A 23,490-nucleotide genomic window follows, 5' to 3' on the forward strand; every position below is an offset into this window, starting at 1 on the left:
CAGACGATCCGGCAGAGCAGAGGCGCCCGTTCGGGCGCGAGGAGGCGTGCAGAGCGTGCACAGCTCACAAGAGGACATCATGACCCGCGCGAAGGCGTGGCTGGCCGAGGACCCGGACAGCGACACCCGCGCGGAACTGGGCGCGCTCATCGACGCCGGTGATCTCGACGCCCTGGCCGAACGGTTCGCGGGCACGCTCCAGTTCGGCACCGCCGGGCTGCGCGGGGAGCTGGGCGCAGGACCCATGCGGATGAACCGCGCGGTGGTCATCAGGGCCGCCGCCGGGCTCGCCGCGTACCTCAGGGCTCAGGGACAGGGCTCGGGCCTCGTCGTCATCGGTTACGACGCGCGCTACAAGTCGGCGGACTTCGCCCGGGACACCGCGGCCGTGATGACCGGCGCCGGGCTGCGCGCCGCCGTCCTCCCGCGTCCGCTGCCGACGCCCGTGCTGGCCTTCGCGATACGGCATCTCGGCGCGGTCGCGGGCGTCGAGGTCACCGCCAGCCACAACCCGCCCCGGGACAACGGCTACAAGGTCTATCTCGGCGACGGCTCCCAGATCGTGCCGCCCGCGGACAGCGGGATCGCCGCGGCCATCGCCGCGGTCGGGCCGCTGGCCTCCGTACCGCGTCCCGACGACGGCTGGCAGACGCTGGGGGACGAGGTCCTCGCGGCGTATCTGGAGCGTACGGACGCGGCGCTGACGCCCGGCTCGCCACGGACCGCGCGCGTCGTCCACACGGCGCTGCACGGCGTCGGTACGGAGACCGTCCTCGCCGCGTTCGCCCGCGCGGGCTTTCCCGCGCCGGTCCCCGTCGCGGAGCAGGCCGAGCCGGACCCGGCGTTCCCGACCGTCGCGTTCCCCAACCCGGAGGAGCCCGGCGCGATGGACCTGGCCTTCGCCACGGCCCGGCGCGTCGGGCCCGATCTGATCATCGCCAACGACCCGGACGCGGACCGGTGCGCGGTGGCCGTCCCCGATCCCGCCGTCGACGGCGGCTGGCGCATGCTCAGCGGCGACGAGGTGGGCGCCCTGCTCGCCGCGCACCTGGTGGGCAAGGGCGCGACCGGTGTCCTCGCCGAGTCGATCGTCTCGTCCTCACTGCTCGGCCGGATCGCGGAAGCGGCGGGTCTCGGGTACGAGGAGACGCTGACCGGCTTCAAGTGGATCGCCCGCGTCGAGGGACTGCGGTACGGATACGAGGAAGCGCTCGGCTACTGCGTCGACCCCGACGGCGTACGCGACAAGGACGGCATCACGGCGGCGCTGCTCGTGGCCGAGCTGGCGTCCGGGCTGAGGGCCGAAGGCCGTACGCTCTCCGGCCTCCTGGACGATCTCGCGGTCGCGCACGGCCTGCACGCCACGGGTCAGCTCTCGGTGCGGGTCAAGGACCTGTCGCTGATCGCGGACGCGATGCGCACGCTGCGGGAGCGGCCGCCGGTGTCCCTGGCCGGGCTGCGCGTGGTCTCGGCCGAGGACCTGTCGCGCGGCTCGGCCGCGCTGCCGCCCACGGACGGGCTGCGGTATCACCTGGAGGGTGACTACCGGGCGCGGGTGATCGTGCGTCCGAGCGGGACAGAGCCGAAGCTGAAGTGCTACCTGGAGGTCGTCATCCCGGTGGCGGACGCCACTGAGCTGGCGGCGGCGCGGGCGACGGGTGCGGAGCTGCTGGACGCGATGAAGCGCGAGCTGGGCGCGGCGGCGGGGCTCTGAGGGCGGTGCTCCGAGGCGGCGGGGCCGGCAGACCCGGCACCGCCGCCCGGCACCGCCACCCGCGTCGGCCGAGGCGGAGGGATTCCCGCTCAGCCGATGGCCAGCAGCACGATCAGCAGGACGAGACCGGCCAGGCCGGGGCCGACGATCTCGTACGCCCAGCGCACCTGCGGCTCCCCCTTCGCGGTCGGCCGGATCGCGGACTGCTCAAGCAGTTCGCGCAGGTCACCTACGGTCCGGTCGGCCGTGGCAAGACGCGCCCTGTCGGTGACGTCGGCGTGCACCGAGGTCCTGCCGCTCGGGTCGTCCATCGAATCCCTCGCCTGCCGGCGGGAAGCACGCTTGCGCTGACGCAGGGAGACCGGGACGGCCCACATCTGGAACCGCTTGCCGCTCCCGGTGAGCACTTCGGTCGAGTAACCGGCCCGTACGGATTCCACGGACCCCCAGGGCAGCGTGATCGTGCGGAACGGGTTCCTGATCCGCACCCGGTCCGCGCTCGCGAAGACGGCCGGACGCAGGGTGAAGGCGACGATGAGCGGCACGACGAGCAGCAGCCCGGCGAGCGCCAGCCAGGGGGCGCTGCCGGCCCCAGAGATCAGCGCGTCGACCCCGAGCCAGAGTGCGAGGGCGAGCAGGAGCGCACCGCCGGCGATACCCGGGGACGACCGGAAGACCCGGTCGGCATAGGTCGGCTCGGTGGACTGATCGGAACTGGTCATACGACGATTCTGCCGCATGCCGACGCCGGGCCCGTGTGGCGCACATCACCGGCCGTCCTGCTCGCTGTCCCCGCCCGTGGGGCCGGGAGCGGCGCCACGGATCTGTACATACCGCTACGCGCGTAGATATGCTCCCCTGGTGACCATGCCCATCGCACCCGCATTCGCTGACGTGACAGCGTCCGACAGCACACTGCGCCGCTACCTCCACGGGCTCCCCGGCGTAGACGCCGTCGGCCTGGAGGCACGCGCCGCGTCGCTCGGTACGCGCTCGATCAAGACCACGGCCAAGGCGTACGCCATCGATCTCGCCATCTCGATGATCGACCTGACGACCCTCGAAGGCGCCGACACCCCCGGCAAGGTCCGCGCGCTCGCCGCCAAGGCGCTGCGCCCGGACCCGACCGACAGGACCACGCCCGCCACCGCCGCGGTCTGCGTGTACGGGGACATGGCGCAGTACGCCGCGTCCGCGCTCGCGGGTTCCGGGGTGAAGGTCGCGTCCGTCGCGACCGCGTTCCCGGCGGGACGCGCCTCCCTGGAGGTGAAGCTCACGGATGTCCGTGACGCCGTCGCCGCGGGCGCGGACGAGATCGACATGGTCATCGACCGCGGCGCGTTCCTCGCGGGCCGCTACCTGAAGGTGTACGACGAGATCCGCGCCGTGAAGGAAGCGGCGGGCTCCGCCCGGCTCAAGGTCATCTTCGAGACCGGCGAGTTGTCCACCTACGACAACATCCGCCGTGCCTCCTGGCTCGGCATGATCGCGGGCGCGGACTTCATCAAGACCTCCACCGGCAAGGTGGGCGTCAACGCCACCCCGGCGAACACCCTGCTGATGCTGGAGGCGGTGCGCGACTTCCGCGCGCAAACCGGCGTGCAGATCGGTGTGAAGCCCGCGGGCGGCATCCGTACCAGCAAGGACGCGGTCAAGTTCCTGGTGCTGGTCAATGAGACCGTGGGCGAGGACTGGCTGGACAGCCATTGGTTCCGCTTCGGCGCTTCCAGCCTGCTGAACGACCTGCTGATGCAGCGTCAGAAGCTGGCCACCGGCCGGTATTCCGGCCCCGATTACGTCACGGTGGACTGAGGCAGAGATGGCATTCGAGTACGCACCCGCACCGGAGTCCCGCTCCGTCGTCGACATCGCGCCGAGCTACGGCCTGTTCATCGACGGCGAGTTCGCCGAAGCCGCGGACGGCAAGGTCTTCAAGTCCGTTTCCCCGTCCACGGAAGAGGTGCTTTCCGAGGTCGCGCAGGGCGGCGCGGCGGACGTGGACCGCGCGGTGAAGGCCGCGCGCAAGGCGTTCGAGAAGTGGTCGGCGCTGCCCGGCGCCGAGCGCGCCAAGTACCTGTTCCGTATCGCGCGGATCATCCAGGAGCGCTCGCGCGAGATGGCCGTCCTGGAGACGCTGGACAACGGCAAGCCGATCAAGGAGACGCGCGACTTCGACCTTCCGATGGTCGCCGCGCACTTCTTCTACTACGCGGGCTGGGCCGACAAGCTGGAGCACGCCGGGTACGGGACGGATCCGCGCCCGCTCGGTGTGGCCGGCCAGATCATCCCGTGGAACTTCCCGCTGCTGATGCTCGCGTGGAAGATCGCTCCCGCGCTGGCCACCGGCAACACGGTGGTGCTGAAGCCCGCCGAGACGACCCCGCTGTCGGCCCTCTTCTTCGCGGACGTCTGCCGCCAGGCGGGGCTGCCCAGGGGCGTCGTGAACATCGTCACGGGCGACGGCAGCACCGGTGAGGCGCTGGTCGGCCACCCGGACGTCAACAAGGTCGCGTTCACCGGCTCCACGGCGGTCGGCAAGGCGATCGCGCGGCAGATCGCCGGCACGGACAAGAAGGTCACGCTCGAACTGGGCGGCAAGGGCGCCAACCTCGTCTTCGACGACGCCCCCGTCGACCAGGCGGTCGAGGGCATCGTCACCGGCATCTTCTTCAACCAGGGCCAGGTCTGCTGCGCCGGTTCCCGGCTGCTCGTACAGGAGTCGATCCAGGAGGAGTTGATCGACGCGCTGAAGCGCCGGCTCTCCACGCTGCGCGTCGGCGACCCGCTGGACAAGAACACCGACCTCGGCGCGATCAACTCGGCCGAGCAACTGGCCCGTATCAAGGCGCTGTCGGACACGGGCGAGGCGGAGGGCGCGGAGCGCTGGTCGCCGGAGTGCGAACTGCCGTCGTCCGGCTACTGGTTCGCACCGACGCTCTTCACGAACGTCACGCAGGCGCACACGATCGCGCGGGACGAGATCTTCGGCCCGGTGCTGTCCGTGCTGTCGTTCCGTACGCCGGACGAGGCGGTCGCGAAGGCCAACAACACCCAGTACGGCCTGTCGGCGGGCATCTGGACGGAGAAGGGTTCGCGCATCCTCGCGGTCGCGAACAAGCTCCGGGCGGGTGTCGTCTGGGCCAATACGTTCAACAAGTTCGACCCGACCTCGCCCTTCGGCGGTTACAAGGAGTCGGGTTACGGCCGCGAGGGCGGTCGCCACGGCCTGGAGGCGTACCTAGATGTCTGATCGGCTGAGCGTCTTCAAGACCTACAAGCTGTACGTCGGGGGCAAGTTCCCCCGCAGCGAGAGCGGCCGGGTGTACGAAGTGACGGACTCCAAGGGCGGTTGGCTGGCCAACGCTCCGCTGTCGTCCCGCAAGGACGCGCGTGACGCGGTCGTCGCGGCGCGCAAGGCGTTCGGCGGCTGGGCGGGCGCGACCGCGTACAACCGGGGCCAAGTGCTCTACCGCGTCGCGGAGATGCTGGAGGGTCGCAGGGACCAGTTCACGCGCGAGGTCGCGGAGGCCGAGGGGCTTTCCAAGTCCAAGGCCGCGGCGATCGTGGACGCGGCGGTCGACCGCTGGGTCTGGTACGCGGGCTGGACGGACAAGATCGCCCAGATCGCGGGCGGCGCGAACCCGGTGGCGGGCCCGTACTTCAACCTCTCGACGCCCGAACCGACCGGCGTGGTGGCGGTGCTGGCCCCGCAGGACTCGTCGTTCCTGGGCCTCGTCTCCGTCGTGGCGCCGGTGATCGCCACGGGTAACACGGCGGTCGTCATCGCGAGCGGGAAGTCCCCGCTGCCCGCGCTCTCGCTGGGCGAGGTGCTGGCCACCTCCGACCTGCCGGGCGGCGTGGTGAACGTCCTCACCGGCAAGGCCGCGGAGATCGCGCCCTCGCTCGCCGCGCACCAGGACGTCAACGGCATCGACCTGACCGGCGCGGACGAGGTCCTGGCGAAGGAACTGGAGGTGGCGGCGGCGGACAACCTGAAGCGGGTCCTGCGCCCCCACGCCACGGACTGGCAGGCCGCCCCCGGCACACACCGGCTGACGGCCTTCCTGGAGACCAAGACGGTCTGGCACCCCACGGGCAACCTGGGAGCCTCGGGCTCGGCCTACTGATGCCGCCCCGACGGTCCTGACAGCCCTGCCAGGCGCACGGCCCCACTTTCACCCGTCCGGCGGAAGTGGGGCCTTCGCCGATCCCGGCCGGGCGGTCCCGTCACCCGGTCACCCCGTCACCAGTTTCGTCACCCCGCCGACCACCGGCAGGTCACTGAGCGCCGCACCGTCGGTCAGCGGGGCGGTCAGCGATGCCGTGGACACCGGCTTGAAGTCCGCGACCTGGGTGCCCACCGCGTTGTCCAGCGGATCGACGCCCGTGTGCGCCAGCGGGTTGAGCTTGAGCTTGGTGATCGGGTCGAGTGAGTAGCCGACCGCGCCTGTGAGGCCGTTGACCGCCGCCGTGCCCGCTCCGGGCAGCGGGGAGTCGATGTCCGACACGGCCAGCGGCGAGGCAGGCGCCGCCTGGGCCGCCGTACCGGCCAGACCGAGAACCGCACCCGCCGCCGTGACGGTCAGTCCTGCCCGCAGCAGAGCGCGGCGCGGAGGGGTGGGGGCTGCGTGACGTGCCATGGGGGGATTCCTGTCTGCTGTGTCGGGTCCCGCCGGGGTGCCCCAACGCGGCCCGAAGCTTTACGTAATCAAGGTGACACGCAGAGTAGTTGAGCGGGACCGACAATTCACGTCAACCGACCAGGCCGCCAACGGCCGAATGGGGAGACAGAGACCAACGCGGCGCCAGGTGGACTCCTTCAACCGGACACCCCCGGCACCGGAACTCCTGGACGCCCAAACCCGGTCCGGCGGATCTTCGCAGGCCCGGAACGCCCGGCACGACACCTCTCCCTGTCGCCGGAGTCATCCAAGTACGCCAGTACGAGAACGCCCCTTCGCCTTGCGATGCACCGCACCAGACACCCGGGCCGATCCACGAAGATCCGCCGGACAGGACCTAACGCATGGCGAGACGCTCCAGCAGGGCGGCGCTCCGAGCCAGCACCGCCTGCTCCTCATCCGTGAGTTCGGCCTCAATGGCCTGCGCGAGCCAGCCGGCCCTGCGACCCCGCTCCGCTTCGAGCGCGGCCCGGCCCGCGTCCGACAGCTCGACCAGCGACTTACGGCCGTCCACGGGGTGCGCGCGGCGCGTGATCAGGTTCTGCTCCATGAGCAGCCCCACCGCACGGGCCATCGACTGGGGGCGCACGCGCTGATCGGCGGCGAGGTCGCTGGTGGTCATGGCGCCGTCGCGGTCAAGTGCGCCGAGCACGGCGACCTGGCTGAGCGGGATGTGGTCCTCGTGCTTGACACGCCGGGTGAGCTTGCCTATCGCGGTGCGCAGTTCGGCGGCGATGACGGCGGCTTCCGAGGTGGGCATAGGGCACTTTACCCCGTTGGTCAGCAAAGCTGCACAGCCGACTTGCACAGCAATACTGTACAGCAAAACTGAACAGCATTGCTGTATGGTTTGCCTTGTCGGGCTCAGCGCCAGCACTGTCGCAACCGGGGCCACGGCACACGGCAAAGGGAAGGAACTCCCATGTCCACAGAGGCAGTCGGAACCGTCAACGCTTCCGTCGAGACCGTCACCGCCCGCCGGATCATCGACAGCCGGGGCAACCCCACGGTCGAGGTCGACGTCGTCCTCGCGGACGGGTCCCTGGGGCGCGCGGCCGTCCCCTCCGGCGCCTCCACCGGCGCCCGGGAGGCCGTGGAACTGCGCGACGGAGACTCCGCGCGCTGGCACGGCAAGGGCGTCGACCGCGCGGTGTCCCACGTCAACGGGGAGATCGCGGCGTCCGTGCGCGGCCGGGACGCGGCAGACCAGGCGGGTCTCGACGCCGCGCTGGTCGCCCTCGACGGCACCACCACGAAGTCCCGGCTCGGCGCCAACGCGATCCTCGGCGTCTCCCTGGCCGCCGCCAAGGCCGCCGCGGCGGCCCACCGCCGGCCCCTCTACCGCTACCTCGGCGGCGCCGGCGCCCACCTCCTGCCGCTGCCGATGATGAACATCGTCAACGGCGGCGCCCACGCCGACAATCCGCTGGATTTCCAGGAGTTCATGATCGCGCCCGTGGGCGCGGACACTTTCGCCGAAGCCGTCCGCATGGGCAGTGAGGTCTTCCACACCCTGCGCCGCGACCTGCTGACCGCCGGGCACTCCACGGGCGTCGGCGACGAAGGCGGCTTCGCGCCCGCGCTGCGTACCGCCGAGGAGGCGCTCGACTTCGTGATGGCCGCCATCGAACGCACCGGCTACCGCCCGGGCACGGACATCGGCCTGGTCATGGACCCGGCGTCGTCGGAGTTCTTCCGCGACGGGAAGTACGACTACGCGGGCGAGGGGGTGCGGCGCACCCCGTCCGAGCACGCCGACTACCTGGCCGGGCTCATCGACGCCTACCCGGTCGTCTCCATCGAGGACCCGATGGCGGAGAACGACCTGGACGGCTGGCGCGAGCTGACCGCCCGCGTCGGCGACCGCTGTCAGCTCACCGGCGACGACGTGTTCTGCACCAACGAGACACTGCTGCGCGAAGGCATCCGCACCGGCGTCGGCAACTCGGTCCTGGTCAAGGTCAATCAGATCGGGACCCTGACCGAGGCGCTGGCCGCGGTGACCACGGCCCACCAGGCGGGCTGGACGGCCGTCATGTCGCACCGCTCGGGCGAGACGGAGGACACCACCATCGCGGACCTGGCGGTGGCGACCGGCTGCGGTCAGATCAAGACCGGCTCGCTCTCCCGCTCCGACCGCACGGCGAAGTACAACCAACTGATCCGGATCGAGGAGGAGCTGGGCGACTCGGCGCGCTTCGCGGGCCGCTCCGCACTGCGCCGCGCGTGAACAACGGGCAGCCGGGCGTGAACAGCGGCCGGCCGGTCGTGGACGGCCGGCCGGAGGCACGCGTGTCCCGATCACGATCGGGGCACGCTCGCGCGTCGGGGAGGCGAATCTTCTCGGGCTGTTCACCCCCGTGTGACCTGTGCCTTCCCGGGCCGATCGGCCCGGCCGGTGGGATGGAGGGGGCTCGCCGCGGCCCGCTGAACGGTCCCCGCCCGTCACCCGCGCGGACGCATGCCGCACACTGGTGTCCCGTGAGCCCTCAATTCCACACGGCCCGGGTCGTGCTTCTCGCCGGCCCCTCCGGCTCCGGCAAGTCGTCTCTCGCCGCCCGCACCGACCTGCCCGTGCTGCACCTCGACGACTTCTACAAAGAGGGCCACGACCCCACGCTGCCGCTGGTGGCGGACAGTACGGACATCGACTGGGACTCGGCGCTCTCCTGGGACGCGGACGCCGCCGTCGCGGCGATCGTGGAGCTGTGCCGTACGGGACGTACGACCGTTCCCGTGTACTCCATCGCCACCAGTTCCCGGGTGGACAGGGAGGTATTGAGCGTCGGGCACACCCCCTTGTTCATAGCGGAGGGCATCTTCGCCGCCGACATCGTCGCGCGGTGCAAGGAGCTGGACGTGCTGGCCGACGCGATCTGTCTGCGCGGGCGCCCCTCCACGACCTTCCGGCGGCGGCTCGTACGCGATCTGCGTGAGGGGCGGAAGTCGGTCCCGTTCCTGCTGCGGCGCGGGTGGCGGCTGATGCGTTCCGAGCGTTCGATCGTCGCGCGGCAGTCGGCGCTGGGCGCGTATGCGTGCGACCGCGACGAGGCGCTGGGCCGTATCGCGGCCGCGGCGGCCGGCCGTCGCGCGGCGCACGTGCGCGACACCCCGGTCGCGCCCGCACCCGCCACGAGCGGTCACTGAACAAAGAAGCGCGACCGGACAGCGCCGTATGGCTCTGGCGTGTCCGGTCGCGCTTCTTCCCCCCCGCGATCCCCCGTATCCCCCCGTGATCCCCCTTTTCCCCGGGGGTCCCCCGCGCCCCCGTGGTCCCCGCCGCCGTATCCCCCGAGACGGCAGCGGCCCCCGTTCCCCCGCAGCCTTCAGGCCACCAGCTCGCCGAAGGACTCTTCCTCGTCACGGCCGAAGCTGAGGACCTCGTCCTCGCGCAGCCGGCGGAGTGACCGCCAGATGCTCGACTTCACCGTGCCGACACTGATGTCGAGGATGTCCGCGATCTCGGGATCGGTGCGGCCCTCGTAGTAGCGCAGGACGAGCATCGTCCGCTGCAGCTCGGGAAGGCGTGCCAGCGCCTGCCAGAGCACCGCGCGCAGCTCCGTACCGCGCATCGCGTCGGTGTCGCCCACCGTCTCCGGCAGCTCTTCCGTCGGGTACTCGTTGAGCTTGCGCCTGCGCCAGGCGCTGATGTGCAGATTGGTCATCGTGCGCCGCAGGTAGCCCCCGACCGCGGCCTTGTCACTGATCCTGTCCCATGCGCGGTACGTCGAGAACAGCGCGCTCTGGAGCAGGTCCTCGGCCTCGAACCGGTCGCCGGTCAGGTGGTAGGCCGTCGCGTACAGCGAGGCCCTGCGCTCCTGGACGTAGGCGGTGAACGCCGTGTCCGCGTCGCCCGGAGCGCTCTCCTCCACCACCGCCATGTACGGCGGCCGCTGCTGGCGCCCGGCGCCGCGAACGCACCCCCGCCCGTTCACGGCGCCGGACTTCTCGTTGCTCCGCGTGACGTCGTGCAGACGCGTGACAACTGCGCTCGTTGGTGTGCCGTGCGGTGCGTTCATCCCGCGCCCCCCGTCGGTTGGAGTGTGCTTCTTGCCGTCTGCCGAGAATCCTGCACGGGCAGTTTCATCACGCTGTCCGCCGACTGTCACAGGGCTGTCACAGGGGATCGCGGCACCCCAACTGTCGATCTCCGGTCCCCTCATGGGTCAGAATGACCCCTGTGCCTTTCCTGCTGCTGATCGAGGACGACGACGCCATCCGCACGGCCCTTGAGCTCTCGCTTTCCCGCCAGGGCCACCGTGTGGCCACTGCGGCGACGGGAGAGGACGGCCTGAATCTGTTGCGAGAGCAGCGGCCGGATCTGATCGTTCTGGATGTGATGCTGCCCGGAATCGACGGTTTCGAGGTGTGCCGGCGCATCAGGCGTACCGACCAGTTGCCGATCATCCTGCTGACCGCGCGCAGCGATGACATCGACGTGGTGGTCGGCCTGGAGTCCGGTGCGGACGACTACGTGGTGAAACCCGTACAGGGGCGGGTGCTTGACGCCAGGATCCGGGCGGTGCTGCGGCGCGGTGAGCGGGAGTCCACCGACTCGGCGACGTTCGGCAGTCTGGTGATCGACCGCTCCGCGATGACGGTCACCAAGAACGGTGAGGATCTTCAGCTCACACCGACCGAGCTGCGGCTGCTGCTGGAGCTGAGCCGGCGGCCGGGCCAGGCGCTGTCACGGCAGCAACTGCTCCGGCTGGTCTGGGAACACGACTACCTGGGCGACTCCCGCCTCGTCGACGCGTGCGTGCAGCGCCTGCGGGCGAAGGTGGAGGACGTACCGTCCTCGCCGACCCTGATCCGTACGGTGCGCGGAGTGGGCTACCGGCTGGACGCGCCTTCGTGACCGGCGTACCCGCTGCGGACGGTCCCGGCGGCGGGCCCGCGGAGCACGGCACGGAGCACCACGGCACGGAACACTCCAGGGACCACGGCACGGACGGTGACCCGGGTCACGGCCCCGGGAAAGGCGCCGGGAGGAAAGCGGGAGAGAGCGCCGCGAAGAAGGGCACGGCTCTGGCCGGGATGCGCTGGACAAGCCTGCGGCTGCGGCTCGTTGTCGTCTTCGGGGTCGTCGCGCTGACCGCCGCGGTCTCCGCGTCGGGGATCGCGTACTGGCTCAACCGCGAGGCCGTGCTGACCAGGACGCAGGACGCGACTCTGGACGGTTTCCGGCAGGAGATGCAGAACCGCGCCGCACAGTTGCCGCTGCGGCCGAGCCAGAGCGATCTCCAGGTCACCGCCGAGCTGATGGCGGGCGAGACTCCCGGTTACAGCGTGCTGCTGATCGGTGAGCACGCCAAGGGCAGGCCGGTCACCGGCGCCTCCGACCCCGACACCTTCACGCTGGGTGACGTACCGCCCTCGCTCCAGAACGCGGTGAACGACCGGCAGCCGGTGGCCTCGGGGAACAAGTTTCCGTACCACCTGTTCTGGCAGCGCGTCGAGCGTGCGGGCAAGCCGTATCTGGTGGGCGGTACGCGGGTGATCAACGGCGGTCGTACCACCGGGTATCTGTTCAAGTCCCTCGACCAGGAGCGTGCGGACCTCAACTCGCTGGCCTGGTCGCTGAGTATCGCCACGGCGCTCGCGCTCATGGGCTCCGCGCTGCTCGCGCAGGCCGCCGCGACAACCGTGCTCAAGCCGGTACGGCGCCTCGGCGAGGCGGCGCGGCTGCTGGGCGAGGGCCGGCTCGACACCCGGCTCCGGGTGACGGGTACGGATGAACTGGCCGATCTTTCAAGGACGTTCAACCGGGCCGCGGAATCGCTCGAAACGCGGGTCGCGGAGATGAGCGCGCGTGAGGAGTCGAGCCGCCGCTTCGTCGCCGACATGTCGCACGAGCTGCGCACACCGCTGACCGCGCTCACGGCCGTCACGGAGATCCTTGAGGACGAGACGGAGAGCCTCGACCCGATGATCGCGCCGGCCGTGACCCTGGTGGTGAGCGAGACGCGCAGGCTCAACGTGCTGGTGGAGAACCTGATGGAGGTCACCCGCTTCGACGCCGGTACCGCCAGGCTCGTGCTGGACGATGTCGATGTCGCCGACCAGGTCACGGCCTGCATCGACGCGCGTGCCTGGCTGGACGCGGTGGAACTCGACGCGGAGCGCGGCATCATGGCGCGGCTCGACCCGCGCAGGCTCGACGTCATCCTCGCGAATCTGATCGGCAACGCGCTGAAGCACGGCGGCTCGCCGGTGGGAGTGTCCGTCACGACGGTGGGCGACGCGCTGGTGATCGAGGTACGGGACCACGGCCCCGGCATCCCCGAGGACGTCCTGCCGCATGTCTTCGACCGTTTCTACAAGGCGAGCGCGTCACGGCCGCGTTCCGACGGCAGCGGTCTCGGCCTGTCGATCGCGAGGGAGAACGCGCACATTCACGGCGGTGACATCACGGCGGCGAACGTACCGGACGGCGGGGCCGTGTTCGTCCTGCGGCTGCCGCGCGACGGTTCCACGCCCGCGGTCCCGGACGGCGACCCGGACCGGGAGGATGGTCGCGACGAGGGTTTCGGAGCACCGGGCGAGCCGGACGAGGGAGGCGACGCACGGTGACACGCCACAGCCGCACGGGCTTCCGTACGGGCTCACACACGGGCTTCCGCACGGACCGCCGTACGCGCCTCCTCGCACAGCTGCGGAACGGGCTCCGGCCGGCCGCGGTGCTCGCGCTGGCCGTCTGCGCCGCCGGGTGCGGGATCAGGACCACGTCAGTGCCGGTGGACGCCGGGCCCGCGCCCTCACGGGTGGCGTGCGATGTCCCGGAGAAGGCCGGCGCGCAGCCGCCCACGGGCAGGCCGGTCCGCGTCTATCTGCTGTGCGCGTCCGAGCTGCGGTCGGTGGAGCGCGCGGCGCCGATTCCCGAGCAGAAGACCCCGGACCGGTGGCAGCTCGCGCAGGCGCTCATCGACGAGTTGGTGGCGCAGCCGTCGCCCGACGAGCGCGCGGCCGGCTTCACCACGCGCGTGCGAGGGCCGCTGCTCGTCTCGGGGCCGGACCAGGACGACCCGGAGGGCACTCTGCGGCTCAGCCGGCAGCCGGAGGATCTGCCGACGGAGGCGCTGGCGCAGATTGTCTGTACGGTCGCGGAGAACGGTGGCACAGGCGGAAAGGTCCTCCTGGGCGGCCCCGAGGGCTATCCGCCGCGCGGCTACACGTGCGACGAGGCGGCCAAGAGCCGTCCCGACGCCGGGGTGCCCACGCTCGGGCCGCTGCCGACGCCGTCGTAGGGCCGGGCCTCACCTGCCGTTCTGGCGCCGGGGCGGCGCGCTCCGGTGACAGCCCGGCGCCGGGCCGTGACGCCTGTCTCATCGGCCTCTTCCTCGCGGAAACCGGAACCGTACCGGCGGCCCGCCGCGTCCTGGATGGCGTGGGTCAAGGTCCGGGCGGCAGTGCCGTCATCCGTTTCCGCGTGGCTGGAATCGTCCTCCTCGTCATGCATCTGCTGCTGGTCGCCTGGCTGACGCTGCGCCCACTGGACGTCTTGTGGGTGACGGCGGCCAATCTTCGGCCGCTGGCGGGCATCAGAGCCGATCTGGCGCTGGGCGCGGTGGGCGCCGTGCGCAGGATCGGCGAAGGGCTGCTGTTGCTGGCGCCGCTCGGGGTGCTGCTGCCGATGGCGGGCGGGCGGCTCGCCGTCTCACCCTGGTTGTCGCTGGCCCGTACCGTCGCGGCGGGCGGTCTGATCTCGCTGGGGATCGAGCTGTTGCAGACCGGTGTGCCGGGGCAGGTGGTGGATGTGGATTCGCTGCTGCTGAACACGGGCGGGGTGGCGCTGGCGCATCTGGTGGTAGTCCCGGCGGGCCGCGCCAGGATGCGCCGCAGGCGCGCTTCCCACGCCCCGCGCCGGGCGCCTCACCCGGACAAGGGGCGCGCGCACGCGGACACGGGACGGTCCCACGGGGATACGTCCCACGGGCATACGGGCCGGCTCCATCCGGACAGGGGCCGTCCTCACGCGGACAGAGCCCGCGAAACCTGTCCGTGGGACGAACCCTGCCCCTGGGAGGGCGTCCCTCAGGGGGCGACCCCGACGATTCCCAGGGTCGGTATCGCCCCGTAGAGCGATGCTTTGTCCCCAGCTCCGAGGGCACCATGAATACAGGGGAAAGCACAAGGAGAGGCTTTCTCCTCACGTCTCACAAAGGAGCCCGTCATGGCCGCACTGGTCCGTCCGACCGAAGGACGCATGATCGGCGGCGTGTGCGCCGCGCTGGCCCAGCGCTTCGGCACCTCGGCCGGCACGATGCGCGTGATCTTCGTTGTCTCGTGCCTGCTGCCCGGCCCGCAGTTCCTGATCTATCTGGCCCTGTGGGTCCTGCTGCCCAGCGAGAAGCGCGCGGCGCCCACCGCCTGGTAGCCCACTGCCCGGCCGCCCGACAGCCCACCGCCCCGCTGGGCCCGCGCCGGGCCCCGCGGGCGCCTGCGACGGCGTAGTACGTGGTTCAGCGGTTGAGCGCGAGGCCGCCGAGCAGGCTTCCCACCGGGTTGGCGGTCTGGAGCGCCGAGAGGGCGATGGGGGCGACCTGGCCGACGCCGCCGAGAGAGTTGCCGGTCGCGGTCAGCGCCTCGGGGGATCCGGGGACCTGGGAGGTGACCCCGTTGAGCGGGACAGCCTGCGTGAGGGTGCCGAGCGCGTCACCCTTGACCGGGACGGGGAGCGGTCCTGCTGCGGCGGAAGCACTGCCCGCCGCGGCGGCGGCGAAGACGGCACCGAGGACGGCGACGCCGAGAGTCCTGGCTGCGGAATACGTCATTTGAGTTTCGTCCTTGGAGAGAGGGAAATGGGGCGACTCCGCAAGTTAGCCATCCAGGCTCCTCTCCGCAAATACCGGAAAGCCGAAGGAAGAGGCGTTTCCCACGGCTTTCCGATATATGTGATGGACTGATTCAGATGCGACTTTCGCTGGTCACAGACGTCTGCTTGAACAGCCATTCGGACTTCAGCTCTGCATACCCCGGCTTGATCACATCATTGATCATGGCGAGTCGTTCATCGAAAGGAATGAATGCTGATTTCATAGCATTGACTGTGAACCAGGCCATGTCGTCGAGCGAGTAGCCGAACGCGTCGACCAGCAGCTCGAATTCACGGCTCATGCTCGTACCGCTCATCAAACGGTTATCCGTATTCACGGTGGCCCGGAAATGCAGTTTACGCAGCAGCCCGATGGGGTGCTCTCCGTACGAGGCGGCCGCACCGGTCTGGAGGTTGGAGCTGGGGCACAGCTCCAGCGGGATGCGCTTGTCCCGTACGTACGCGGCGAGCGGGCCCAGCGTGACCGAGCCGTCCTCGGCCACCGTGATGTCGTCGATGATCCGCACGCCGTGGCCGAGCCGGTCGGCGCCGCACCACTGGAGCGCCTGCCAGATCGACGGCAGCCCGAACGCCTCGCCCGCGTGAATGGTGAAGTGGTTGTTCTCGCGCTTGAGGTATTCGAAGGCGTCGAGGTGGCGGGTGGGCGGGAAGCCGGCCTCCGCGCCCGCGATGTCGAATCCGACAACGCCCAAGTCGCGATACCTGTTGGCGAGTTCAGCGATCTCCAGCGAGCGCGCCGCATGCCGCATGGCGGTGAGCAGCGCGCCGACGCGGATACGGTGACCGCTCTCGCGCGCCCGCCGCTCGCCTTCACGGAAGCCCTCGTTGACGGCCTCGACGACCTCTTCGAGGGTGAGCCCCTTCTCCAGGTGCTGTTCGGGGGCGTACCGCACCTCGGCGTACACGACGCCGTCCTGTGCCAGGTCCTCCGCGCACTCCGCCGCGACCCTGAAGAGCGCGTCCCGGGTCTGCATGACGGCGCAGGTGTGCGCGAACGTCTCCAGGTAGCGCTCCAGCGAACCGGAGTCCGCCGCCTCGCGGAACCAGACGCCGAGCTTGTCCGAATCGTGCTCGGGGAGTCCTTCGTAGCCTGTCTCCCGGGCGATGTCGATGATCGTGCCCGGGCGCAGCCCGCCGTCCAGATGGTCGTGGAGAACGACCTTGGGCGCGCGGCGGATCTGATCGGCGGTGGGCGGACGGTAGGTCTGGCTCGTCATCTGCGTACTGTAACTCCTACGCGCGTAGATCGTCCGGTGTCGATACGTAACAGTGATCGCGCGGATGGGTCGGGTACACCTGTATTTCTGAGACTGTTCCACCATGGGACAGGAATCAGTTCCCGGGCCGCGCGACAGCGCGGCGGGCCGGGCCGGGGCGGCGCGCGGGGAAAGCATGGAGGCGAAGGCCGGGTTGGGGCGGGCGGTGGCCTCACCGGCCGCCGGATCCGCGATCGGCGGTGTGGTTCTCGTACTGCCCACGGGCCGGCCGGTGTCCGGTCGCGGCCCCTCGCGGCTCGCGGGCCTCGCCGTGCGGCCCCTCGCGCGGTCGCTGGCCAGAGCCGGGGCTCCGGAGGGGCTCGCCGTCCACATCGTCCGCTACCGGGGCCGGGGCTGGAACGGCACGGAAGCGCGGCCGGCCGCCGACGCCGAATGGGCGGCGGAGGAGGTCGGGAGGCGCTACGGCGATGTGCCGGTGTGTCTCGTCGGGTACGGGATGGGCGGCCGGGCGGCGCTGCGCGCGGCCGGGCACAGCGCCGTCAACTCCGTTCTCGCGCTGGCCCCCTGGCTGCCGGAGGACGACATCGCGCGCGCTCCCGAGCCGGTGAAGCAGCTGACCGGACGCCAGGTGCTGATCGCGCACGGCACCAATGACGCGCGCACCGATCCGGAACTCTCCTACCGGCTGGCCGAACGCGCCAAGAAGATCAACCGCGACACCTGCCGCTTCGAAGTGCACTCCGACGGTCACGCGCTGCGTCAGCACCACAGCGAAATAGTCGCGCTGGCAACGGACTTCGTCCTCGGCGCGCTGCTCCCCCGGTCGTACTCGCGCCCGGTCGCCGACGCGCTGGCCGCGCCGCCGCCGCTGGGGCTGCGGATGCCGCTGGCCGCGGGTTTCGGGCGGTCGCTGCGGTAATGGGTCGCGAAAGCCCCTCAGTCCGGCAGGAGTTGGCCCCTGCGGGACAGCAGGAAGCGTTTGAAGGCCGCGACCGGCGGGGTGTCGGGGTGGCCGTCCAGCCAGGCCAGGCCGATCTCGCGGACGGCACGCGGCGCGGTGACGGTCAGTTCGACAACTCCCGGACGCGCCACGGCCGGTGGCGGCAGCAGTGCGACGCCCAGGCCCGCGGCGACCAGGCCGCGAAGCGTCTCCGCCTCCTCGCCCTCGAAGGCGACACGCGGCCTGAAGCCCGCCTGGGCACACAGGTCGTCGGTGATGCGGCGCAGCCCGTAGCCCGGTTCGAGGGTGACGAAGGATTCGTCGGCGGCCTCGGCGAGGCGTACCCGTTTGCGGCCCGCGAGGCGGTGGTCGTCGGGGACGACGAGCCGCAGCCGCTGCTCGTCGACCCTTCGGGCGACGAGATCGGGCGCGTCGGGCACCGGCGAGGTCAGGCAGAGGTCGAGTTCGCCCGCGCGCAGCCGTTCGAGCATCGCCTCGCCGTAGTTCTGCACGAGCTGGAACCGGACGCGCGGGTGGTCGGCGCGGAAGCCCCGGATCAGCGCCGGTACGGTCTCCGAGCCCATGGTGTGCAGAAAGCCGAACGCGACCTTGCCCGAGGCCGGGTCGGCGTCCGCCCGTACGGACTCGGCGGCCCTTTCCACCTCGGCGAGGGCCCGTTCGACCGAGATGAGGAACGTACGCCCGGCGGGAGTGAGCGAGACCGTACGGCCCTTGCGGGCGAACAGTGCGACACCCAGGTCCTGTTCGAGCCTGACCATGGCGCGGGACAGCGTGGACTGCGGGACGTCCATGTCCAGCGCGGCCCGTGTCACGTGCTCGTGACGGGCCACTCCGGCGAAGTGCGCGAGGCGCGGGGCCAGGACGGCCGGCCAGGACTCGGGGTCCAGCGGGAAGTCGTCTACGTCACTTTTCCGTGACGGCCGATCCTCTGACCTCTGTTCATGCACCATGGGAACGATTATGGCCATTCCATGCATTGGACGCATGAAAACGGGGTCCCTACGTTCGTCGTATGACTTCCGTCAGTACCGAGGCGCCCGCCACTCCGGGTGCCTCCGCCGCACCCTCTCCTTCGCCGTCCCCGATGTCCTCCCCGTCGCTCCTCTCCCCCGGCCGCCCCGGTTACCGCCGGATGAGCTTCGCGCTCTTCGCCGCCGGAGTCGCGACCTTCGCGCTCCTCTACTCCACCCAGGCCCTGCTGCCCGCCGTCTCCACCGGCCTCGGGGTCACGGCGAGCCAGGCCAGCTGGACGGTGTCGGCGGCGACGGGCGCACTGGCCCTCTTCGTGCTGCCGCTGAGCGCGCTGTCCGAGCGGTTCGGGCGGCGTACGTTGATGACGTCCGCGCTGCTGATCGCCGTGGTGGTCGGTCTCGTGGTGCCGTTCGCGCCGAACCTGGAGATACTGGTGGCGCTGCGCGCCGTGCAGGGCGCGGCGCTCGCCGGGCTCCCGGCGTCGGCGATGGCGTTCCTCGCCGAGGAGGTGCAGCCGAAGGCGCTGGTCACCGCGATCGGTCTGTTCGTCGCGGGCAACAGCATCGGCGGCATGAGCGGCCGTATCCTCACCGGCTGGGTCGCCCAGCTGTGGGGCTGGCGCGCGGCACTGCTGGCCGTCGGAATGCTGGCGGTGGTGTGCGCGGCGGTCTTCCGCGCGCTGCTCCCGCCCGCGCGGAACTTCACGCCCGGGGCGCTGAGTTTCCGGGGCCTGGCGACGACGGTCAGGGGCCATCTGTCCGACCCGCTGCTGCTGCGCCTGTACGGGATCGGCGCGCTGTTCATGACGGTGTTCGGCGCGGTGTACACGGTGATCGGGTACCGGCTGGTGGCCGAGCCGTTCAGCCTTCCGCAGGGTGTCGTGGGCTCGGTCTTCGTGGTCTATCTGGTCGGTACGGTCTCCTCCGCGGCGGCCGGCGGGCTCGTCGCACGGCTCGGCCGGCGCGGCGCGCTGTATCTGGCGGTGAGCACGACCACGGCCGGCCTGCTGCTGTCCCTGTCGGACACACTGGCCCTCGTCCTGCTCGGTCTGGTCCTGATCACGGCGGGCTTCTTCGCCGGTCACGCGGTCGCGTCCTCGTCGGTGAGCCGTACGGCCAGGACCGGCCGCGCGCAGGCGTCGGCGCTCTACCAGTCGGCGTACTACGCGGGCAGCAGCGCGGGCGGCGCGCTGGGCGCCATCGCGTTCCACGCGGGAGGATGGGAAGCGACGGTCCTGCTGGGGCTGATCGCCGGCCTCGGCGTCGTGTCGATCACGCTGTACGGGTCGCACGCGGCGCGCGCCGAGCGACGGGGGCGGCGGCCACTCGCCGCCCGGTAGTCGCGCGGCAGTCGCGGTCGGCCGACGTGGCGGACCGGGCGCCCGGCCCCATTGTCAGTGGGCCGCGATAGCTTCCGGAGGACCGACCGGTTCCGCGGTGGCGACAGGGGTGACCTGATGAGTGATCTGGCGACGACGGCAGAGGATCCGGACTTCCGGCTGGAGAAATACCGGACGGAGCTGACCGGCTACTGCTACCGCATGCTGGGCTCCTCCTTCGAGGCCGAGGACGCCGTGCAGGACACGATGGTGCGCGCGTGGCGGGGCCTGGCGAAGTTCGAGGGCCGCTCCTCGCTGCGGTCGTGGCTCTACCGCATCGCCACGAACGTCTGCCTGGACATGCTGCACGCCGGCAACCGCCGGGCCCGTCCGATGGACCTGTCCGAGGCGACGCCGGTGGCTCAGGCGCAGCTCAGCGCCCTCCCCGAGGCCACCTGGCTGGAGCCGGTGCCGGACGGCCGGGTGCTGCCGTCGGTGGCCGACCCGGCCGAGGCCGCGGTGGAGCGCGAGACGATCCGGCTCGCCTTCATGACGGCGCTCCAGCGGCTGCCGCCGAAACAGCGGGCGGTGCTGATCCTGCGCGAGGTGCTGGCCTGGAAGGCGAGCGAGGTCGCCGAGCTGCTGGACACGACGGTCGCCTCCGTCAACAGCGCGCTCCAGCGTGCGCGGGCGACGCTGGCGGAGTGCGAGCCCGCCGGGACGGACCTGGCGGAGCCGCTGGACGAGGAGCAGAAGAAGCTGTTGGACCGGTATGTGACGGCCTTCGAGGGCTACGACATGCAGGCGCTGACGGCGCTGCTCCATGAGGACGCCACGCTGTCCATGCCGCCGTACGGCCTGTGGCTCCAGGGCCACGCGGACATCGTGGGCTGGATGCTGGGCGTCGGCTCCGTCTGCCGTGGCTCACGGCTCGTCCCGACGGTCGCCAACGGCACTCCGGCGTTCGCGCACTACCACCGGAGCGAGGACGGCGACGGGCATGTGCCGTGGGCGCTGATGGTCGTCGAGATCACCGAGGGGCGGGTATCGGGCATCAACTCCTTCCTGGACACGGAGCGCTGGTTCCCGATGTTCGGTCTGCCGCCGCGCCTCGAAAAGGCGTGAGCGCGAGGGCGTGCGCAGCGCCGTCCGCCCGAAGGGCGGGGCTCGTGGCGTCCGGTGCGTGCGATCGCCAGGCGGAGGGTCGGCGCCGTCGATGGCCCGGACGTACTCGGGCGACTTCGGCAACGCGGCCAGTGTGCGTGTCGGGCGTCGCCAGCCAGGCGGGATGTGTCAGACAGGCCCCAGGTCAGGGACCGTCAGCTGCGAGCCAGGGCAGACCGGCCAGTTCCAGCATCAGCCGCAGCTCCTGATCTGCTCCTCTCAGCCGGATCCGGTATCCGTGCCCGCGGGCGGTGAGCTGCATCCTGGCCAGCGCGTCGACGGCCGCCAGGCCGGGGCGGACGAGCCCGCCGACCTCGCAGATCACCTCGCGCCCGCCGAAGCTTCCGTCCCCTGCTTCCGCGGCAAGTCGCGCCGTCAGCGCGTCGCACAGTCCGGGCACGTCGGCGGAGGTCAGCCGGCCCGTGAGGACGAGGACGATCGGTCGCACGGGATCCACGCCCACTGAGACCGCGCTCACGTCCGAAACTCATCGCATCCGTCCGGGCACAGCCCGTACGCTGCGGGGATGGCCCAGGAATCCGCGCCCCCGGTCGAGTTGGTCATCTTCGACTGTGACGGCGTCCTCGTGGACAGCGAACGCATAGCCGTGCGGGTGAACGCGCGGGTGTTCGAGGCGATGGGCTGTCGTTTCACCGATGCGGAGATGATCGAGCTGTTCGTCGGCTGCTCGGCGGAGGACTTCCACCGGCAGGTCGAGGAACGCCTCGGCCGCCCGCTGGAACGGGACTGGCACCGCCCGTACGAGCACTTCTACGAAGAGGCGTTCGCGGCCGAACTGACCGCCGTCGACGGCATAGCCGACGTCCTGGAGGCCCTCGCCACACCTTTCTGCCTCGCGTCGAACAACAACCACGCGGGCATACGGCAGAACCTGACCACCACGGGCCTCTACGACCGTTTCGCGGGCCGCGTCTTCTGCGCCTCGGACGTGGCCCGGGGCAAGCCGGCGCCCGACCTGTTCCTGCACGCGGCCCGGACGATGGGCGCGGACCCGGCGCGTTGTGTGGTCGTGGAGGACAGCCCGCACGGCGTGCGGGCGGCCCGCGCCGCAGGCATGCGCTCCTTCGGTTACGCCGGCGGCCTGACGGCCGCGCACCGGCTCGAAGGCCCCGGCACGGTGGTCTTCGGCACGATGCGCGACCTGCCGAAGCTCCTGGCGAGCGTGGGCGCGGACACGAGCGCGGACGCAAGCGGCGGCGCGGACGCCGGGCCCGCGTCCACCGGCTGAACGGAAAACGGGACCGGCGGCCATCCACCGGTCCCGCTCCGACAGGCGCGTGTGACGGCCTCGATCAGGCGATACGTTCCCGCACCACCGGGGTCGCCCGGTACGCGGACTCCGGGGTGCCCGCCGCCGCGATGTCGTACGCCGTGGCCAGGGACTGGCGGGCGTAGTCGAACTTCTCCGGGGTGTCCGTGTGCAGGGTGAGCAGCGGCTCGCCCGCCCTGACCGTGTCGCCCGGCTTGGCGTGGAGTTCGACGCCCGCGCCCGCCTGGACCGGGTCCTCCTTGCGGGCGCGGCCCGCGCCCAGGCGCCAGGCGGCCACGCCGATGTCGTACGCGTCCAGGCGGGTGAGGACACCCGAGGCCGGGGCGGTGATCACCTGCTGCTCGCGGGCGACCGGGAGCGCCGCGTCCGGGTCGCCGCCCTGCGCCGCGATCATGCGCCGCCAGACGTCCATCGCCGAGCCGTCGGCCAGCGCCTTCTCCGGGTCCGCGTCCTTCAGACCGGCCGCGTCGAGCATCTCCCGCGCCAGCGCGAGGGTCAGCTCCACGACGTCCGCGGGGCCGCCGCCCGCCAGGACCTCGACGGACTCGCGTACCTCCAGGGCGTTGCCCGCCGTCAGGCCGAGCGGGGTGGCCATGTCGGTGAGCAGGGCGACCGTGCGTACGCCGTGGTCGTTGCCGAGGCCGACCATCGTCGCCGCCAGTTCGCGGGCGTCCTCGATGGTCTTCATGAAGGCGCCCGAGCCGACCTTGACGTCGAGCACGAGCGAGCCCGTGCCCTCGGCGATCTTCTTCGACATGATCGAGGAGGCGATCAGCGGAATCGCCTCGACCGTGCCGGTGACATCGCGCAGCGCGTACAGCTTCTTGTCGGCCGGGGCCAGGCCGTCGCCCGCCGCGCAGATCACCGCGCCCGTGGTGTCCAGGACGTTCAGCATCTCCGCGTTGGAGAGCGCCGCCCGCCAGCCGGGGATGGACTCCAGCTTGTCGAGCGTGCCGCCGGTGTGGCCGAGGCCGCGGCCGCTGAGCTGCGGTACGGCCGCTCCGCAGGCCGCCACCAGCGGGGCGAGCGGCAGGGTGATCTTGTCGCCGACACCGCCCGTGGAGTGCTTGTCGGCCGTGGGGCGCGACAGGGCGGAGAAGTCCATGCGCTCGCCGGACGCGATCATCGCGGCGGTCCAGCGGGCGATCTCCGTACGGTTCATGCCGTTGAGCAGGATCGCCATCGCCAGCGCCGACATCTGTTCGTCGGCGACCTCGCCGCGCGTGTAGGCGTCGATCACCCAGTCGATCTGCTCCGGGCTCAGTTCGCCCCGGTCCCGCTTGGTGCGGATGACGGAGATGACGTCCATGACGGTCCTTCCAGTGCTTCTGCTGT

The 23,490-nt window shown here is 71.2% G+C and carries 23 protein-coding genes and 1 pseudogene; 15 read left to right on the forward strand and 9 right to left on the reverse strand.

Features of this window, described 5'->3' with window-relative positions; all coding sequences use genetic code 11:
- Positions 1-79 precede the first annotated feature (79 nt).
- The gene (locus tag ACIP6N_RS07915) at positions 80-1,714 is read left to right on the forward strand and encodes a phospho-sugar mutase (RefSeq protein ID WP_401814397.1); all 1,635 of its coding nucleotides are present in this window, start codon (positions 80-82) and stop codon (positions 1,712-1,714) included.
- A gap of 89 nt (positions 1,715-1,803) precedes the next feature.
- On the opposite strand, the gene ACIP6N_RS07920 is transcribed toward ACIP6N_RS07915, so the two are convergent.
- Positions 1,804-2,436 carry a PH domain-containing protein gene (locus ACIP6N_RS07920; RefSeq protein WP_401813774.1) on the reverse strand — a complete coding sequence of 211 codons (633 nt, stop codon included), beginning with the start codon at positions 2,434-2,436 and terminating at the stop codon, positions 1,804-1,806.
- Between the two features lie 145 nt (positions 2,437-2,581).
- Between ACIP6N_RS07920 and deoC the strand changes: the two genes are divergently transcribed.
- Genes deoC through ACIP6N_RS07935 form a run of 3 tightly spaced genes read left to right on the forward strand, consistent with a single transcriptional unit; the run spans position 2,582 to position 5,841 of the window.
- Positions 2,582-3,526 carry a deoxyribose-phosphate aldolase gene (gene deoC, locus ACIP6N_RS07925; protein ID WP_401814398.1) on the forward strand — a complete coding sequence of 315 codons (945 nt, stop codon included), beginning with the start codon at positions 2,582-2,584 and terminating at the stop codon, positions 3,524-3,526.
- Between the two features lie 7 nt (positions 3,527-3,533).
- Positions 3,534-4,964 carry an aldehyde dehydrogenase family protein gene (locus ACIP6N_RS07930; protein WP_401813776.1) on the forward strand — a complete coding sequence of 477 codons (1,431 nt, stop codon included), beginning with the start codon at positions 3,534-3,536 and terminating at the stop codon, positions 4,962-4,964.
- Positions 4,957-5,841, forward strand: coding sequence for an aldehyde dehydrogenase family protein (locus ACIP6N_RS07935; protein WP_401813778.1), 885 nt, complete (start codon positions 4,957-4,959; stop codon positions 5,839-5,841). The genes ACIP6N_RS07930 and ACIP6N_RS07935 overlap by 8 nt, the downstream gene beginning before the upstream one ends.
- A gap of 108 nt (positions 5,842-5,949) precedes the next feature.
- Here the strand turns inward: ACIP6N_RS07935 and ACIP6N_RS07940 are convergent, their stop codons facing one another.
- A complete protein-coding gene (locus ACIP6N_RS07940) occupies positions 5,950-6,354 on the reverse strand; it encodes a hypothetical protein (protein WP_401813779.1) in 405 nt (134 codons plus the stop codon).
- A 379-nt stretch (positions 6,355-6,733) separates the two neighbouring features.
- Positions 6,734-7,156 (reverse strand): MarR family winged helix-turn-helix transcriptional regulator, encoded by a 423-nt coding sequence (locus tag ACIP6N_RS07945; RefSeq protein WP_401813780.1) that lies wholly within the window; start codon positions 7,154-7,156, stop codon positions 6,734-6,736.
- Between the two features lie 162 nt (positions 7,157-7,318).
- Between ACIP6N_RS07945 and eno the strand changes: the two genes are divergently transcribed.
- Positions 7,319-8,626 carry a phosphopyruvate hydratase gene (eno, locus tag ACIP6N_RS07950; protein ID WP_401813781.1) on the forward strand — a complete coding sequence of 436 codons (1,308 nt, stop codon included), beginning with the start codon at positions 7,319-7,321 and terminating at the stop codon, positions 8,624-8,626.
- A gap of 173 nt (positions 8,627-8,799) precedes the next feature.
- A complete protein-coding gene (locus ACIP6N_RS07955) occupies positions 8,800-9,543 on the forward strand; it encodes a uridine kinase (protein ID WP_401813782.1) in 744 nt (247 codons plus the stop codon).
- Positions 9,544-9,722: 179 nt separating this feature from the next.
- Here ACIP6N_RS07955 and ACIP6N_RS07960 read toward each other — a convergent pair whose 3' ends face one another.
- Complete coding sequence (locus ACIP6N_RS07960; protein WP_401813783.1) at positions 9,723-10,415, reverse strand: SigE family RNA polymerase sigma factor; 693 nt, start codon at positions 10,413-10,415, stop codon at positions 9,723-9,725.
- Between the two features lie 161 nt (positions 10,416-10,576).
- Here ACIP6N_RS07960 and afsQ1 point away from each other — a divergent pair, with 161 nt between their 5' ends.
- The 5 genes and pseudogenes from afsQ1 (at position 10,577) to ACIP6N_RS07985 (ending at position 14,773) form a co-directional block, all read left to right on the forward strand.
- Positions 10,577-11,254, forward strand: coding sequence for a two-component system response regulator AfsQ1 (gene afsQ1 / locus ACIP6N_RS07965; RefSeq protein ID WP_401813784.1), 678 nt, complete (start codon positions 10,577-10,579; stop codon positions 11,252-11,254).
- The gene (locus ACIP6N_RS07970; protein WP_401813785.1) at positions 11,251-12,969 is read left to right on the forward strand and encodes a sensor histidine kinase; all 1,719 of its coding nucleotides are present in this window, start codon (positions 11,251-11,253) and stop codon (positions 12,967-12,969) included. The genes afsQ1 and ACIP6N_RS07970 overlap by 4 nt, the downstream gene beginning before the upstream one ends.
- On the forward strand, positions 12,966-13,643 hold the full coding sequence (locus tag ACIP6N_RS07975) for a hypothetical protein (protein WP_401813787.1): 678 nt from the start codon (positions 12,966-12,968) through the stop codon (positions 13,641-13,643). Before ACIP6N_RS07970 ends, ACIP6N_RS07975 begins: the two co-directional genes overlap by 4 nt.
- Before the next feature lie 206 nt (positions 13,644-13,849).
- A pseudogene (locus tag ACIP6N_RS07980) lies at positions 13,850-14,237 on the forward strand (VanZ family protein); the annotation flags it as partial.
- 332 nt (positions 14,238-14,569) lie between these two features.
- Positions 14,570-14,773: a PspC domain-containing protein gene (locus ACIP6N_RS07985; protein ID WP_401813788.1), complete on the forward strand. Its 204-nt coding sequence runs from the start codon at positions 14,570-14,572 to the stop codon at positions 14,771-14,773.
- 85 nt (positions 14,774-14,858) lie between these two features.
- Here ACIP6N_RS07985 and ACIP6N_RS07990 read toward each other — a convergent pair whose 3' ends face one another.
- Together ACIP6N_RS07990 and ACIP6N_RS07995 are read right to left on the reverse strand one after the other, a co-directional pair.
- Positions 14,859-15,170: an ATP-binding protein gene (locus tag ACIP6N_RS07990; protein ID WP_401813789.1), complete on the reverse strand. Its 312-nt coding sequence runs from the start codon at positions 15,168-15,170 to the stop codon at positions 14,859-14,861.
- 133 nt (positions 15,171-15,303) lie between these two features.
- Positions 15,304-16,449: an adenosine deaminase gene (locus tag ACIP6N_RS07995; protein WP_401813790.1), complete on the reverse strand. Its 1,146-nt coding sequence runs from the start codon at positions 16,447-16,449 to the stop codon at positions 15,304-15,306.
- A gap of 175 nt (positions 16,450-16,624) precedes the next feature.
- Here ACIP6N_RS07995 and ACIP6N_RS08000 point away from each other — a divergent pair, with 175 nt between their 5' ends.
- A complete protein-coding gene (locus ACIP6N_RS08000; RefSeq protein WP_401814400.1) occupies positions 16,625-17,368 on the forward strand; it encodes an alpha/beta hydrolase in 744 nt (247 codons plus the stop codon).
- 17 nt (positions 17,369-17,385) lie between these two features.
- Here ACIP6N_RS08000 and ACIP6N_RS08005 read toward each other — a convergent pair whose 3' ends face one another.
- Complete coding sequence (locus ACIP6N_RS08005; RefSeq protein ID WP_401813791.1) at positions 17,386-18,360, reverse strand: LysR family transcriptional regulator; 975 nt, start codon at positions 18,358-18,360, stop codon at positions 17,386-17,388.
- Between the two features lie 62 nt (positions 18,361-18,422).
- On the opposite strand from ACIP6N_RS08005, the gene ACIP6N_RS08010 reads away from it, so the two are divergent.
- Complete coding sequence (locus tag ACIP6N_RS08010) at positions 18,423-19,721, forward strand: MFS transporter (RefSeq protein ID WP_401813793.1); 1,299 nt, start codon at positions 18,423-18,425, stop codon at positions 19,719-19,721.
- 117 nt (positions 19,722-19,838) lie between these two features.
- Positions 19,839-20,825 (forward strand): sigma-70 family RNA polymerase sigma factor, encoded by a 987-nt coding sequence (locus ACIP6N_RS08015; RefSeq protein ID WP_401813795.1) that lies wholly within the window; start codon positions 19,839-19,841, stop codon positions 20,823-20,825.
- Between the two features lie 184 nt (positions 20,826-21,009).
- Here ACIP6N_RS08015 and ACIP6N_RS08020 read toward each other — a convergent pair whose 3' ends face one another.
- The gene (locus ACIP6N_RS08020) at positions 21,010-21,342 is read right to left on the reverse strand and encodes an STAS domain-containing protein (protein WP_401813796.1); all 333 of its coding nucleotides are present in this window, start codon (positions 21,340-21,342) and stop codon (positions 21,010-21,012) included.
- A 48-nt stretch (positions 21,343-21,390) separates the two neighbouring features.
- Here ACIP6N_RS08020 and ACIP6N_RS08025 point away from each other — a divergent pair, with 48 nt between their 5' ends.
- The gene (locus tag ACIP6N_RS08025; RefSeq protein ID WP_401813798.1) at positions 21,391-22,113 is read left to right on the forward strand and encodes an HAD family hydrolase; all 723 of its coding nucleotides are present in this window, start codon (positions 21,391-21,393) and stop codon (positions 22,111-22,113) included.
- Between the two features lie 64 nt (positions 22,114-22,177).
- Here ACIP6N_RS08025 and ACIP6N_RS08030 read toward each other — a convergent pair whose 3' ends face one another.
- Positions 22,178-23,464 carry a thymidine phosphorylase gene (locus ACIP6N_RS08030; RefSeq protein ID WP_401813800.1) on the reverse strand — a complete coding sequence of 429 codons (1,287 nt, stop codon included), beginning with the start codon at positions 23,462-23,464 and terminating at the stop codon, positions 22,178-22,180.
- Positions 23,465-23,490 lie beyond the last annotated feature (26 nt).

The organism is Streptomyces sp. NPDC088725, assembly GCF_044751305.1.
Taxonomy (GTDB): Bacteria; Actinomycetota; Actinomycetes; order Streptomycetales; family Streptomycetaceae; genus Streptomyces.

Bases quoted from the DNA above. Each gene is read 5' to 3' on its own strand.
- ACIP6N_RS07915 (WP_401814397.1), top strand. From the start codon at position 80: ATGACCCGCGCGAAGGCGTGGCTGGCCGAGGACCCGGACAGCGACACC.
- ACIP6N_RS07920 (WP_401813774.1), bottom strand. From the start codon at position 2,436: ATGACCAGTTCCGATCAGTCCACCGAGCCGACCTATGCCGACCGGGTC.
- deoC (WP_401814398.1), top strand. From the start codon at position 2,582: ATGCCCATCGCACCCGCATTCGCTGACGTGACAGCGTCCGACAGCACA.
- ACIP6N_RS07930 (WP_401813776.1), top strand. From the start codon at position 3,534: ATGGCATTCGAGTACGCACCCGCACCGGAGTCCCGCTCCGTCGTCGAC.
- ACIP6N_RS07935 (WP_401813778.1), top strand. From the start codon at position 4,957: ATGTCTGATCGGCTGAGCGTCTTCAAGACCTACAAGCTGTACGTCGGG.
- ACIP6N_RS07940 (WP_401813779.1), bottom strand. From the start codon at position 6,354: ATGGCACGTCACGCAGCCCCCACCCCTCCGCGCCGCGCTCTGCTGCGG.
- ACIP6N_RS07945 (WP_401813780.1), bottom strand. From the start codon at position 7,156: ATGCCCACCTCGGAAGCCGCCGTCATCGCCGCCGAACTGCGCACCGCG.
- eno (WP_401813781.1), top strand. From the start codon at position 7,319: ATGTCCACAGAGGCAGTCGGAACCGTCAACGCTTCCGTCGAGACCGTC.
- ACIP6N_RS07955 (WP_401813782.1), top strand. From the start codon at position 8,800: ATGGAGGGGGCTCGCCGCGGCCCGCTGAACGGTCCCCGCCCGTCACCC.
- ACIP6N_RS07960 (WP_401813783.1), bottom strand. From the start codon at position 10,415: ATGAACGCACCGCACGGCACACCAACGAGCGCAGTTGTCACGCGTCTG.
- ACIP6N_RS07985 (WP_401813788.1), top strand. From the start codon at position 14,570: ATGGCCGCACTGGTCCGTCCGACCGAAGGACGCATGATCGGCGGCGTG.
- ACIP6N_RS07990 (WP_401813789.1), bottom strand. From the start codon at position 15,170: ATGACGTATTCCGCAGCCAGGACTCTCGGCGTCGCCGTCCTCGGTGCC.
- ACIP6N_RS07995 (WP_401813790.1), bottom strand. From the start codon at position 16,449: ATGACGAGCCAGACCTACCGTCCGCCCACCGCCGATCAGATCCGCCGC.
- ACIP6N_RS08000 (WP_401814400.1), top strand. From the start codon at position 16,625: ATGGAGGCGAAGGCCGGGTTGGGGCGGGCGGTGGCCTCACCGGCCGCC.
- ACIP6N_RS08005 (WP_401813791.1), bottom strand. From the start codon at position 18,360: ATGGTGCATGAACAGAGGTCAGAGGATCGGCCGTCACGGAAAAGTGAC.
- ACIP6N_RS08010 (WP_401813793.1), top strand. From the start codon at position 18,423: ATGACTTCCGTCAGTACCGAGGCGCCCGCCACTCCGGGTGCCTCCGCC.
- ACIP6N_RS08015 (WP_401813795.1), top strand. From the start codon at position 19,839: ATGAGTGATCTGGCGACGACGGCAGAGGATCCGGACTTCCGGCTGGAG.
- ACIP6N_RS08025 (WP_401813798.1), top strand. From the start codon at position 21,391: ATGGCCCAGGAATCCGCGCCCCCGGTCGAGTTGGTCATCTTCGACTGT.
- ACIP6N_RS08030 (WP_401813800.1), bottom strand. From the start codon at position 23,464: ATGGACGTCATCTCCGTCATCCGCACCAAGCGGGACCGGGGCGAACTG.